At 58.0% G+C, this 12,897-nt stretch carries 15 protein-coding genes; 2 read left to right on the forward strand and 13 right to left on the reverse strand.

The window, feature by feature from the left end; genetic code table 11:
• Positions 1-34: 34 nt before the first annotated feature.
• The 8 genes from LINBF2_RS02535 to leuC form a co-directional block, all read right to left on the reverse strand.
• Positions 35-727: a phosphoribosylanthranilate isomerase gene (locus LINBF2_RS02535; RefSeq protein WP_281890166.1), complete on the reverse strand. Its 693-nt coding sequence runs from the start codon at positions 725-727 to the stop codon at positions 35-37.
• Positions 724-1,521, reverse strand: coding sequence for a tRNA pseudouridine(38-40) synthase TruA (gene truA / locus LINBF2_RS02540; protein WP_281890168.1), 798 nt, complete (start codon positions 1,519-1,521; stop codon positions 724-726). Before truA ends, LINBF2_RS02535 begins: the two co-directional genes overlap by 4 nt.
• 5 nt (positions 1,522-1,526) lie before the next feature.
• Positions 1,527-3,188 (reverse strand): FimV/HubP family polar landmark protein, encoded by a 1,662-nt coding sequence (locus LINBF2_RS02545; RefSeq protein WP_281890169.1) that lies wholly within the window; start codon positions 3,186-3,188, stop codon positions 1,527-1,529.
• Between the two features lie 21 nt (positions 3,189-3,209).
• Entirely contained in the window at positions 3,210-4,340 is a 1,131-nt protein-coding gene (asd, locus tag LINBF2_RS02550; protein ID WP_281890171.1) for an aspartate-semialdehyde dehydrogenase, read from the reverse strand.
• Positions 4,341-4,657: 317 nt separating this feature from the next.
• Positions 4,658-5,743 (reverse strand): 3-isopropylmalate dehydrogenase, encoded by a 1,086-nt coding sequence (gene leuB / locus LINBF2_RS02555; protein WP_281890173.1) that lies wholly within the window; start codon positions 5,741-5,743, stop codon positions 4,658-4,660.
• Positions 5,744-5,764: 21 nt separating this feature from the next.
• Positions 5,765-6,421 carry a 3-isopropylmalate dehydratase small subunit gene (gene leuD / locus LINBF2_RS02560; RefSeq protein WP_281890175.1) on the reverse strand — a complete coding sequence of 219 codons (657 nt, stop codon included), beginning with the start codon at positions 6,419-6,421 and terminating at the stop codon, positions 5,765-5,767.
• Entirely contained in the window at positions 6,421-6,555 is a 135-nt protein-coding gene (locus tag LINBF2_RS02565) for an entericidin A/B family lipoprotein (protein ID WP_281890177.1), read from the reverse strand. Before LINBF2_RS02565 ends, leuD begins: the two co-directional genes overlap by 1 nt.
• Before the next feature lie 15 nt (positions 6,556-6,570).
• Entirely contained in the window at positions 6,571-7,992 is a 1,422-nt protein-coding gene (gene leuC, locus LINBF2_RS02570) for a 3-isopropylmalate dehydratase large subunit (RefSeq protein ID WP_281890179.1), read from the reverse strand.
• 228 nt (positions 7,993-8,220) lie between these two features.
• Between leuC and LINBF2_RS02575 the strand changes: the two genes are divergently transcribed.
• Together LINBF2_RS02575 and LINBF2_RS02580 are read left to right on the forward strand one after the other, a co-directional pair.
• Positions 8,221-8,850, forward strand: a complete 630-nt coding sequence (locus LINBF2_RS02575; protein WP_281890181.1) for a hypothetical protein — start codon at positions 8,221-8,223, stop codon at positions 8,848-8,850.
• Between the two features lie 54 nt (positions 8,851-8,904).
• On the forward strand, positions 8,905-10,131 hold the full coding sequence (locus LINBF2_RS02580; RefSeq protein WP_281891273.1) for a CaiB/BaiF CoA-transferase family protein: 1,227 nt from the start codon (positions 8,905-8,907) through the stop codon (positions 10,129-10,131).
• A gap of 15 nt (positions 10,132-10,146) precedes the next feature.
• Here the strand turns inward: LINBF2_RS02580 and LINBF2_RS02585 are convergent, their stop codons facing one another.
• From LINBF2_RS02585 to LINBF2_RS02605, 5 genes are all read right to left on the reverse strand, one after another.
• Positions 10,147-10,581: a biopolymer transporter ExbD gene (locus LINBF2_RS02585; RefSeq protein WP_281890183.1), complete on the reverse strand. Its 435-nt coding sequence runs from the start codon at positions 10,579-10,581 to the stop codon at positions 10,147-10,149.
• A gap of 2 nt (positions 10,582-10,583) precedes the next feature.
• Positions 10,584-11,006 (reverse strand): biopolymer transporter ExbD, encoded by a 423-nt coding sequence (locus tag LINBF2_RS02590; protein WP_104796440.1) that lies wholly within the window; start codon positions 11,004-11,006, stop codon positions 10,584-10,586.
• A 3-nt stretch (positions 11,007-11,009) separates the two neighbouring features.
• Positions 11,010-11,747, reverse strand: coding sequence for a MotA/TolQ/ExbB proton channel family protein (locus LINBF2_RS02595; protein WP_281890185.1), 738 nt, complete (start codon positions 11,745-11,747; stop codon positions 11,010-11,012).
• 48 nt (positions 11,748-11,795) lie between these two features.
• Positions 11,796-12,449, reverse strand: a complete 654-nt coding sequence (locus LINBF2_RS02600) for an energy transducer TonB (protein WP_281890187.1) — start codon at positions 12,447-12,449, stop codon at positions 11,796-11,798.
• Between the two features lie 111 nt (positions 12,450-12,560).
• Positions 12,561-12,887, reverse strand: coding sequence for a polymer-forming cytoskeletal protein (locus tag LINBF2_RS02605; protein ID WP_281890189.1), 327 nt, complete (start codon positions 12,885-12,887; stop codon positions 12,561-12,563).
• Between the last annotated feature and the right edge of the window lie 10 nt (positions 12,888-12,897).

The raw sequence follows: 12,897 nt of genomic DNA on the forward strand, positions 1-12,897 counted from the left end.
TCAAGTGCTTCAAACAAAAAATAGGGAAGGAGGCTTAGAGCGGGTGCTCTGCGTCTGCTGCGCGTACGGCTCTGACGAACTCGTGAATCTTGGCAGCATCTTTGATGCCTTTGGCCGATTCCACGCCAGAGCTCACGTCCACTGCCAATGAATGGCCGTGGTTACGCAGCGCGCGAATGCCATCGGTCACGTTGGCAGCGTTGAGTCCACCAGACAAGACGAGGTGAGCGTTGACGTTTGGAGGAAGCTGTGACCAATTGAATGTTTTGCCGCCGCCACCGTAACCGTCGACATGGGCGTCGAGCAGCACCGCTTGGGCGTCTGAGTAATCTTGCGCGTATTTTAAGAGGTCGAAAGGTTCTTCGCCCGCAGGGGTTTCTAGCGGGATGCGGGCAGCGCGCATCCAGCGGCGGCCCAAGGTGCGGGCAATCTTGCGGCAGTGGTCAGGTGTTTCATCGCCATGGAACTGCAGCCATGCACCCGGCACTTGCACACAGGCGTGGGCAATGGCTTCAGGGGTTTCATTCACAAACAGCAGCACAGGCGTCACGAAGGCGGGCAGGCGCAAGGCTAGCTCGGCAGCGCGCTCCACCGTCACAGCACGGGGGCTGGGGGCGTACATCACAAAGCCAATGGCGTCCACTCCAGCGGCCACGGCGGCGTCGACATCTTGCTCACGGGTGAGTCCACAAATTTTGATACGTGTTCGGTTGATGGTGCGGTTCATGGCAATCCATCATACGCAGGGGTACGGTCAGGCAAATTCCACTGTGCGTCGTAGCGGGGGCCCAAGAAATACAAGCCATCGGGGCTGAAGGTGGGGGCGGCGGCATCGCGGTCGCGGGCAGCCAGCACTTCGGCCATCCACTCGGGCGGTTTGTCGCCACTGCCAATCTTCACAAAGCAGCCCATGAGGTTGCGAATCATGTGGTGCAAAAACGCGCTGGCTTCAAACTCAAAGCGCCACACGGCTGAGCCGGGTTGTGTGCTTTTGCGGGTGATGTCGATGCGCGTCATGGTTTTGACGGGTGTGAGGGCTTGGCAGCTGGAGGCGCGAAACGAGGTGAAGTCGTGTTCGCCCATCAGGTACTGCGCGGCTTTTTGCATGGCTTCAAGGTCGAGCGGGCGGTACACCCAGCCCACGCGGCCAGCTTCGACGCTGGGGCGCACGGCGGATTCAAGCACCACATAGGCATAGCGGCGCGCGATGGCGCTGCCTCGGCAGTGGAATTCACGCGGCATTTCTCGCGCCCATTGCACGGCAATGTCGAGCGGCAAATAGCGGTTGGTGCCGCGCACCCACGAGTAGGGCGTGCGGTCAAGCTCGGTGTCAAAGTGAATCACTTGCATGAGGCCATGCACGCCGGCATCGGTGCGGCCTGCACACAAGCTAGAGACGGGGGTTTGGGTGAACTTAGACAGCGCTTTTTCAAGCTTGTCCTGCACCGTTTTGCCCGAGGACTGGCTTTGCCAGCCTTCGTAGGCTTGGCCGTTGTAGCTCAAGCCCATCGCAATGCGCATGCGGCTTAGCCTCGCTCAGCCAGCCACTTGAGGGCTTTTTCTTTGTCAGCGCCAGAGGCTTCGTTGGCCACTTCTTCCATCAACGCACGGCTGGTATGCAGTTGGCCTAAGTTCCACAGCTCGTCGGCCAAGTCGATGCGCACTTGGTAGGGGCCAGCGGGTGCATCGTGTTCGTCCAAATCCAAGGAGATGTTGGGCATCTCCATGGTCGGGCGAATGGGGGGTGCGTCGTGGGGCGCGTGCGTTTCTTCTTGCAGGTCATCCGCGTCATGGGCGTGGTGCTCATGGTCGTGGGGATGTTCATGCGTGTCGTGCATGTGCGTGGCCACATCGTGGATGTAGGCGCGTTCGACGGGCTCCGCATGATCGTGCTCAGGCAGGTCGAGGTTGAACTTCACGTTCAAGGGCGGCAAGCCATGGATGTCGTCTTCGCGCTTGTTCAAAGCGCGACGGCGCCATAAGCCCACCAACACCAAGATGGCGATCAGGCTGCCAGCACCCACGGGGGTAAGTGAGTTTTCGCGCAGCTCGTTGAGCCATTCGCTGTTGGCCTCAGCCGCGCTGGCGGGTACATCGACAGCTAAGACGCCAGAGGCTGCCTCGGAGGCTGGTGCTGCTGAGCCAGTTACTGTGGCGGCTGCGATTTTGCCGAGTTCAGCGATGTTGCGGCTGAGCTCTGCCGCGCGAGTTGCCACGTCTTGGGCTTCGCGTTGCTGTGCAATCTTGTCTTCAGCCGCAGTGTCTTTGCTGCCAGGTTTGGCCAAAGTCAATTTGTCTTGGTTGGCCTTGGCATTTTTGTTTTGTACTTTGGCGTCGAGTTTGCCTTCGGCATCGCGTGACACTTTGGGCACCACACCGCCTGGGGCGCGTGCGGCTAGCTCGGCACGGTAGGCCTCAAAGTCTTTGGCCTGGATTTGAATTTCACGGCGCGCTTCTTCGCGCGACACGGCTTTGGCTTCTTGCTCGGTGGGCAAGGTCAGCAAAGCGCCTTCTTTCATGCGGTTGACGTTGGATTCAACAAACGCATCGGGGTTGCTGCGCAACAAGGCCACCAGCATTTGTTCAAGCGACACACCTTCAGGCGTTTTGCCCGCACTCAGTTCGCTGGCGGTATCGCCATGTTTGACCGTGATTTGTCCGTTGGACTGTCCATTTTTGCTATAAACCGAAGGCATCTCAGCTGTTTTGAGATTGCGTTCGCCAATGCCCGGCATCAAAGGGGCGTTAGGCTTTTTGGCACTGCCATCGTCAATGGACAGACTTACATCGCGCAGCAAACGGCCTGTGGCCCAACGCAAATCAATCAGCAAATCCAAAAAGTTGCTGTTGATGGCTTGTTTGCTGGTGATTTTTAAATAGGGCCAACCGTGGTCTCGGCGCAACAGTTGCACCTGAACATCGATGGGTTGGCCATTGACCATCGGTACTTCTACCTTGGCTGCTTTGTAAACCTCAGGGCTGGCAATTTTGGCTTCGAGCTCAATTTGTTCAGCGATGGTGATTTCGCTGACATCGATCTCTACGCGCAAAGCCTCGCCCTGCTTGCTTTGTACGACAGGTCGGCTCAAAGTGAGTGCCTGCGCACCGCCGAGGACCGACAGTGACAAGGCTGCCCACAGCGCTGATCGCCGGAACAAATGGGAAGCAGAGCGGTGAGCTTTTTTCATAGCCAAAGATATTACTTTGTTTTATGCCTCGAGCAGGATGCGCAACATGCGACGCAATGGCTCGGCCGCGCCCCACAAGAGCTGGTCACCCACGGTGAACGCGCCAAGATAGTCATTGCCCATGGCCATTTTGTGCAAGCGGCCCACTGGCACTGTCAAAGTGCCGGTCACGGCTGCGGGTGTCAGGTCGCGTTCGCTGATTTCGCGCACGTTAGGCACCACTTTGACCCAGTCGTTAGCGCTGGCCAAGATGCTTTCGATCTCGTCCATCGGCACGTCTTTTTTCAGTTTGATGGTCAAACCTTGTGAGTGGCAGCGCATCGCGCCAATGCGCACGCACAAACCGTCGATTGGGATAGAGCCTGCAGTGCGGAACGCTGGGTTGCCCAAGATTTTGTTGCACTCGGCGCCGCCCTTCCACTCTTCCTTGCTTTGGCCGTGCTCGACAGGCACGTCGATCCAAGGGATCAAGCTGCCAGCCAAGGCCGTGTTGCGGAAGTTTTTGGTGGGGAACTCAGCACTGCGCATGGTGGCCGACACTTTGCGGTCGATGTCCAAGATGGCAGAAGAGGGGTTGGCCAAGTCGTCTTTCACTGCATCATGCAAAGCGCCCATTTGGCTGAGCAGTTCGCGCATGTTTTGTGCACCAGCGCCCGAAGCCGCTTGGTACGTCATGGCGCTGACCCACTCGATCATGTTGTGTTGGAACAAGCCGCCCAAGCCCATGAGCATCAAGCTCACGGTGCAATTGCCGCCGATCCAGTTTTTGCCGCCTTTGCCCAGCGCGCTGTCAATGACGTTGCGGTTGACGGGGTCCAAGATGATCACGGCGTCGTCGGCCATGCGCAGGCTAGAGGCTGCGTCAATCCAGTGGCCGTTCCAGCCCGCTGCGCGCAGCTTGGGGTACACATCTTTGGTGTAGTCGCCGCCTTGGCAGGTGATGATGATGTCGCAGCGCTTCAGAGCGTCAATGTTGTTGGCGTCTTGGAGCGTGGTTTCGTTCTTGGCTTGCGCGGGGGCTTTGCCACCTGCGTTAGACGTGGAGAAGAACACGGGTTCGATCAGATCGAAATCCTTCTCTTGAACCATGCGGTCGATCAACACCGAGCCGACCATGCCGCGCCAACCGACTAAACCTACTAACTTGCTCATTTTTCAACGCCTTTTCAAATGTAGAAAACAGTGCCAGACCTGACTGTTTGCCCGGCTCGTCTGGCCGGGTGGGCGCACGACGAACCGGAGCGTTTAGCCCTTAATGGTCGTGGTTTTGATGGTGTTCACGCGCGCAAACGCAGCCACCAGTGCGGGGGCTGTGAAGTTCAGAGAGAACGAGCGGGCGTGAAACATGACAACTATTGTAGTGGATGGGTGCTTGGGCCTGGCTGACAGATTTAGAGGATGAAGTTTGATGGCGCTGAAATAAAAAACGCGCCATGGAGGCGCGTTCTTCATCAGGGGAAAGGCTTGAATCAACGCAAAGCCTTCACCACCGCATCGCCCATCTGAGCCGTACCCACTTTGGTCGTGCCTTCGCTGTAGATGTCTGGCGTGCGCAAGCCTTGGGCCAACACGGCTTTCACAGCTGTCTCAATACGATCAGCCGCTTCGGTTTGGTTCAAGCTAAAGCGCAGCATCATGGCGGCGCTGAGGATGGTGGCCAAGGGATTGGCCACGCCTTTGCCAGCAATGTCGGGTGCACTTCCGTGGCTAGGTTCGTACAAGCCTTGGTTCTTTGAGTTCAAAGAAGCAGAAGGCAACATGCCGATGGAGCCAGTCAGCATGGAAGCTTCGTCGCTCAAGATGTCGCCAAACATGTTGCCGGTCACCACCACGTCAAAGCGCTTGGGCTCTTTCACCAGTTGCATGGCAGCGTTATCGACGTACATGTGGTCGAGGGCGATGTCTGGGTACTCTTTGCCCACTTCACTCACCACGTCTTTCCAGAACTGGAAGGTTTCCAGCACGTTGGCTTTGTCCACGCTGGTCACTCGGCCTTCTGTGCCTGCGGCTTTGCGCTTGCGGGCAGCTTGGAAAGCCACGTGTGCAATGCGCTCGATCTCAGGCTTGGAGTAGCGCATGGTGTCAAAGGCTTCTTCTGCACCTGGGAAGTGGCCGTCAGTGGCCACGCGGCGGCCGCGGGGTTGGCCAAAGTAAATATCGCCGGTCAGCTCGCGGATGATCAAAATGTCCAAGCCAGCAATCAGCTCAGGCTTCAAGCTGGATGCGCCCACCAATTGCTCGTAGCAAATGGCAGGGCGGAAGTTGGCAAACAGGCCCATGTTTTTGCGCAAACCCAAAATGGCTTGCTCAGGACGCAGAGGGCGGTCGAGGGTGTCGTATTTCCAGTCGCCCACAGCGCCGAACAACACAGCATCCGATTCCATGGCCAGCTTCAGCGTGGCTTCGGGCAGAGGGTGACCGTGCGCGTCAAACGCTGCGCCGCCGACCAAGGCTGTTTCGGATTCAAACTTGAGGTCGAGGACGTTCAAGACCTTGACCGCTTCGGCCACGATTTCTGGGCCGATGCCGTCGCCGGGGAGGATTGCGATTTTCATGTGTTGTTCTTCTAAATGGGTTTACATCGTGTGAGCCAACCAAGGCTTGGTGGCCAAGCGCTCGGCTTCAAAGGCTTTGATCTTGTCGGACTGGCGCAGGGTCAGGCCAATGTCGTCAAAGCCGTTGAGCAAGCAGTATTTACGGAAGGCTTGCACCTCAAACGGAATGGGGTCGCCCCCTCCGCCATTTCCTTGGCGCACGATGACTTGGTTCTCAAGGTCAATCGTCAACTCATAGCCGGGGAAGGCATGCACTTCGTTGAACAACAGGTCAATCGCGGCTTCGGGCAACACGATGGGCAGCAAGCCGTTTTTGAAACAGTTGTTGAAGAAGATGTCGGCAAAGCTAGGCGCGATGACGGCGCGGAAGCCGTATTGGTCAATCGCCCAAGGTGCGTGTTCGCGTGACGAGCCGCAGCCAAAGTTCTTGCGAGCCAACAAAACCGATGCGCCTTTGTAGCGCGGTTGGTTCAGCACGAAGTCCGGGTTGGGCTGGCGGCTGGCGGGGTCTTGGCCTGGTTCGCCGTGGTCGAGGTAGCGCCACTCATCAAACAAGTTGGGGCCAAAGCCGGTCTTGCGGATGGACTTCAAAAACTGCTTGGGGATGATGGCGTCGGTGTCGACGTTCTCGCGGTCCATCGGAGCCACGATGCCTTTGTGTAAGGTGAATTTCTGCATTATTTTTTCTTCGCTGCGTCTTCAATGGCCGAGCCGGCCTTTTGCACATCTTGGCCAATGCCGCGTAGGGTGTTGCAAGCGCTGAGGCCCATCACGGCCACCAAGCCTAAAGCGATCCATAGAAATTTTTTCATAGCGATGCTCCTGAGTTACGCGAACTTGCGCACGTCCACAAAGTGGCCGTGAATGGCGGCAGCGGCTGCCATGGCGGGGCTGACCAAATGGGTGCGGCCACCGTTGCCTTGACGGCCTTCGAAGTTGCGGTTGCTGGTCGACGCGCAACGCTCGCCTGGCTCTAAGCGGTCGGCGTTCATGGCCAAACACATCGAGCAACCTGGCTCGCGCCACTCAAAGCCAGCGGCTTTGAAAATCTCGTGCAGGCCTTCTTTTTCCGCTTGTTCTTTGACCAAGCCAGAGCCGGGCACCACCAAAGCGAGCTTGATGTTCTTGGCCACTTTTTGGCCGAGTTTCTTGACCACGGCTGCGGCTTCGCGCATGTCTTCAATACGGCTGTTGGTGCAAGAGCCAATGAACACTTTGTCGACAAACAAATCGTTCAGCGCTTTGCCTGGCTGCAAGTCCATGTACGTCAACGCGCGTTCAATCGCACCGCGCTTGTTGGCGTCTTTTTCTTTGTCGGGGTCAGGCACGATGCCGTTGATGTCCAGCACCATTTCGGGCGACGTGCCCCAAGTGACTTGCGGCAAGATGTCTTCGGCCTTCAACTCCACCACCGCGTCAAACTTGGCGTCAGCGTCAGAGTGCAAAGTTTTCCAATACGCCACGGCTTGGTCCCATTCCACGCCGGTGGGGGACAAAGGACGGCCTTTGACGTACTCAATGGTTTTGTCGTCCACCGCCACAAGACCAGCGCGCGCGCCGCCTTCGATGGCCATGTTGCATACTGTCATGCGGCCTTCCATGCTGAGAGAGCGAATGGCAGAGCCCGCAAACTCAATGGTGTAGCCCGTGCCGCCGGCTGTGCCGATCTTGCCGATGATGGCCAGCACCACGTCTTTGCCAGTCACGCCTTTGGCCAGCGTGCCTTCGACTTTGATGAGCATGTTTTTGGCTTTTTTGGCCAACAAGGTTTGCGTGGCCATGACGTGCTCGACCTCAGAGGTGCCGATGCCGTGTGCTAACGCCGCAAACGCGCCGTGTGTGGAGGTGTGGCTGTCGCCGCACACCACAGTCATGCCTGGCAGAGTGGCGCCGTTCTCAGGGCCAATGACGTGGATGATGCCTTGGCGCTTAGACATGAACGGGAAGAACGCGGCAGAGCCGAACTCGGCCATGTTGCTGTCTAGCGTGGTGATTTGTTCTTTGCTGATGGGGTCGGTGATGCCGTCGTAGCCCAGCTCCCAGCCGGTGGTGGGCGTGTTGTGGTCGGCAGTGGCCACGATCGAGCTGACGCGCCAGACCTTGCGGCCTGCTTGGCGAATGCCCTCAAACGCTTGTGGGCTGGTGACTTCGTGCACCAAATGGCGGTCGATGTAGAGGATGGATGTGCCATCTTCTTCGGTGTGGACGACGTGCTCGTCCCAAATCTTGTCGTAAAGGGTGCGTCCCATGAGTCTTCCTTAAATGGAGCCTGCGATTTTATGCGGGACCACGGCTGCTGATTCATGGAAATGAAATAAAGCCTTCCTACAATGAATCCATGGCGACACCGCGCCGTGTTTCAACTTCTATTTTCAGACGTGCTTCGCCTCATCCCTTCCTCTGTTCAGCTGCGCCAAACGCTTCTCGCTTTCGGGCTGGTTGCTCTGTGTGCGAGCCAGGCTCAAGCCGCTCGCCCCATGAACACCGATGACGCCAACATCGTGGACGACAAAGCCTGTCAGTTGGAGAGTTGGGTCAAAACCACCCACACGTCGCTAGAACGCTGGGCCATTCCCGGCTGTAACTTGGGTGGCGAGGTGGAGTGGTCTGTCGGCGGCAATGCTCAAACCGATGATGGGCTGGGCAAGACGCAGTTTTGGGTGGCGCAAGCCAAAAAGCGCTGGGTGCCTGTGGGCGAGGACACGGTGGGTATCTCCACCACTTTGGGCGCCATGGTCACCCGCCCTGCATTGGGCGACAGGCCTGAAGACAAAGACTATTACCTCAACGTGCCGGTGACCGTGCCCTTAGGGCAAGACCGTTTTGTGCACTTCAACGCAGGTTGGGTCAACCACCAAACCTTGGGTGTGAATCGGCCCACATGGGGTGTGGGGGGCGAATTGCCACTCACCGCAAAAGTCATCGCGATTGCTGAGACCTATGGCGAAGCCGCCATGGGCACACGCTACCAAGTGGGTTTGCGTATGTGGCTTGTGCCCCAGCGTGTGCAGATTGACACCACTTATGGCAACCGCATAGGTCAGCCCGAACACGAGCGTTGGTTCACGGTGGGCTTGCGTTTGCTTAGCCCCGCGTTTTTGCCCTGAGCCGTGTCGCCTGCGTGAAGACGTGGGTGCCCAGTTGTTGCGGGCATGGGCACAATGCCAAGCATGAACAGCTCAGCCACACACAGCCCCGCCCAAACCCCACTTCACGGCCTGCGCGTGGTCGAACTCGGTCAACTCATCGCAGGCCCTTTTGCTGCCAAAACGTTGGCCGACTTTGGCGCAGATGTGGTGAAGATTGAAACCCCAAAGACGGGTGACCCGCTGCGCAAATGGCGTTTGCTCAAAGACGGCACGTCCGTGTGGTGGCAAGTGCAGTCGCGCAACAAGCGTTCGGTGGCGTTGGACCTGAAAGAAAAAGAAGCACAAGACATCGTGCGTCAGCTCGCTAAAGACGCAGATGTGTTGATTGAAAACTTCCGCCCTGGCGCAATGGAAGGTTGGGGCCTCGGGCCGGACGAACTGTTGGCCATCAACCCACGTCTTATCATGTTGCGCATCAGTGGCTACGGGCAAACGGGGCCGTATCGCGACAAGCCCGGCTTTGGCGTGGTGGCCGAGGCCATGAGTGGCTTGCGCCACCTGACTGCCGAGCCAGGCCGTGTGCCCGTGCGTGTGGGTGTGAGTATTGGCGACACGCTGGCATCGCTGCATGGCGTGATCGGAATTTTGACGGCGCTGCACGAGCGCGAGAAAAGCGGCCAAGGCCAAGTGATTGATGTGGCCTTGTACGAAGCCGTCTTCAACTGCATGGAAAGTTTGTTGCCCGAGTACAGCGCGTTTGGCGCAGTGCGCGAAGCAGCGGGCAGTGCATTGCCCGGCATTGCACCCAGCAATGCCTACCGCTGTGGAGATGAGGGTTATGTGCTGATTGCAGGCAACGGCGACAGCATTTTCAAACGCCTCATGCACACCCTAGGCCGTGATGACTTGGGCAACGACCCAGCGCTGGGCGACAACGCAGGCCGTGTGAAACGCGTGGCTGAGATTGATGCGGCCATTGGCGTGTGGACCGCGCAGCTCACCGTGGCGCAAGTGCTAGACGCTTTGGATAAAGCCGATGTACCCGCAGGCCGCATCTACACCGTGGCCGACATTGCGGCTGACCCGCACTACCAAGCACGCGAGATGATTCAACAGGTGCAGATGGATGACGGCACATCGCTGGCCGTGCCCGGCATCATTCCCAAACTGTCACGCACCCCCGGCAGCCACCGCCGTAATGCGCCCACCATTGGGCAAGACACGGATGCGGTGTTGAATGAAATTGGCTTGACGTCAGCGCAGATTCAAGCGCTCAAAGACAAGTGCATCGTGGCCTAAGTCGCTCACTTGGCGTTAAGGCGCAGCAAATTGCTCCGTGCCCACAATGCCAATCTTGGTCAGGCCCTGACGCTGTGCGCTGGCCAACACACCCGCCACCGCTTCGTATTTGGCTTTGCCTTGGGCTTTGATGTGCAGCTCGGGCTGTGGCTCTTGGGCTTTGGCCTCTTGCAGCAGCGCATCGAGTGCGGCGCGGTCGGCCAAGGGCTTGCCGTTCCAGTTGACCACGCTGCGTGCATCCACTTCGATGCGAACCACATTGGGTTTCTTGGTTTGCGGCGTGGCGCTTTGCGGCATGTCGAGGTTGACCGAATGCAGCTGCACAGGGATGGTGATGATGAGCATGATCAGCAGCACCAGCATCACGTCGATCAACGGCGTGGTGTTGATGTCCATCATCACTTCGGGTTCGTCTTGACCTTTCGTCAAAGAGGGCAGGTTCATCGCCATGCTTATTTCCCCTGCGGGTCCGTTACGAACCTCACCTTGGTCAACCCCGCCACCTGCGCGGCATACAGCACGCGGCCCACGGCTTCAAAGTCGGTCTTGGCGTCGCCACGAATTTGCACTTCGGGTTGTGGCGTTTTCTCGGCAAAGGTTTGCAGCTGCTTGATCAGGTCTGCGTTGCTGCGCACGGGCGCGTCATACAAATAAGCTTGGCCTTGCGCATTGACCGACAAGATGATGTTGTCTGGCTTGGTTTCGCGCGGTTGTTGTACCTCTTGTGGCAAATCCACTTTGACAGAGGTGGTTACCACCGGAATGGTGATGAGAAAAATGATGAGCAGCACCAACATCACATCCACCAAAGGCGTTGTGTTGATGGTGGTTAGCAACTCATCGTCGCCCTCGCTGGGGCCTAGGTGCATGGCCATGGCTTACTTCTGTGCCGAACCCAACAACACCGCGTGCAAGTCAGCGCCGAAGGCGTGCACTTCTTCCATCGCCACTTTGTTGCGGCGCACCAACCAGTTGTAGCCCAACACCGCAGGCACAGCCACAGCCAAACCAATGGCCGTCATGATGAGCGACTCGCCCACAGGGCCCGCCACTTTGTCGATGCTGGCTTGGCCCGACATGCCAATTTTTACCAGCGCGTTGTAAATGCCCCAGACCGTGCCAAACAAACCGACGAACGGTGCGGTCGAGCCCACGGTTGCCAACACGGCCAAGCCGTCTTGCATGCGGCTTTGCACGTTGTTCATGGCCCGTTGGATGCTCATGGTCACCCAGTCGTTGAAGTTGATGTTGCCCAACAAACCGGTGTGCTTGCCTGCGCTCTCCAAACCTTTTTCGGCGATGAAGCGGAAAGGGCTGTCTTCTTCCAAGCCATCTGCGCCTTGGCGCACATTGCCTGCGGTCCAAAAGTTGTCTTGCGCCGTTTTGGCAAAGCGCAACACGCGGTTTTGTTCAGCCAACTTGGTGAAGATCACATACCAGCTGCCCATGCTCATGATGACCAAAATCAGCAGCGTGGCCTTGGCCACCACGTCGCCTTGAGCCCACAGGGCGGACAAGCCGTAGGGGTTCTCCACGGCTTCTTCAGCCATGACGCTGGCGCTGAAGGCCAGTGTTGAGAGTGCGGCAGCGGCGCGTGTGAAGGTGTGTTGCAACATGGGTGTTTCCTTGTGACTGACTTTGTGTGAGCGTGTTGGGTAAGGCGCTTATTCCAAGCGCCAGGTGTATTTGATGCTGGCCCAGCTTTGCTCGGGCTTACCGTCCACCGTGCCGGGGCGGAACTGGCATTTCGATAGCGCATTGCGTGCGGCTTCGTCCAAGCGGGTGAAGCCTGATGATTTTTCAACATCGGCCTGCAACACCTTACCGTCCACACCAATCAAAAACTTCAGCGTCACTGTGCCTTCTTCTTCCATGCGGCGCGAGGCGCTGGGGTAGTCGGGCTTGGCGCAATGTGCACCCGCTTGAATGACGGCACCCATGCGAATGGCTGGCGCTTGGGGTGCTGCTGCTGGCGGTGCCGCAGTTTGCGTGATGGCCGGTGCTGTGCTGGTGGGCGCAGGCGGCGGCGGTGCGGGTGTTTTAGGCAGCGGTGTTTTGGGGGGCGGCGTGGGCGCAGGCGGCGGCGCCTCAGACATCAGCACGGCCTCGACGGTGTTCTCGGTCATCTGCACCACATCGCGTGCCAAGCCCGTTGAGATGGCCCACAGCAGCAGAGCGTGGAGCAGCACAACCCAGCCAATGCCAGTCAGATGTTTGCGGGGTGAGCGTTGACGCGCCGCATAGGGCGAAGCTGCCATTGTTTGGATGGCGCTGGTTGAGGTGTCAGCGGCTGCGTGTGAGGGGGACGAGTGAGGCAAACGAGGATGCTCTGAAAGTTTCACTCATTTTAAGTGGGCTACATGTCACGCTGTATGCAGCCCAAGTGGCGCAACACAGCCTTGCCCTTTGGGTCAAGGCTGTCGCAGGTGTTAGACCTGCTTCATGGAGCCTTTGACTTTGCCGCCACGTTCGATTTCGATTTCGCCGTAAGTCACATCGCCCGTGACCTTGCCGGTGTTGCGCACGATGAGCACGCTTTTGCTGGTGATGGACTGGTTCAACTCGCCTTTGACGTCGATGAAGTCAGCTTCGGTGGTACCGGTGACCACACCTGCAGCACCAATGAGTACATCTTTGGCAACCAAGTCGCCTTCCACCGTGCCTGAGATGATGGCTTGGTTAGGGGCGTTGATCGAGCCCTTGAACACCACACCGGCGCCAATGAAAATGCTTTTGTCTTTGCTGCCTTCGCTCATACAGTTGTCT

Source organism: Limnohabitans sp. TEGF004, assembly GCF_027924965.1.
In the GTDB taxonomy this organism is placed as follows: domain Bacteria; phylum Pseudomonadota; class Gammaproteobacteria; order Burkholderiales; family Burkholderiaceae_C; genus Limnohabitans.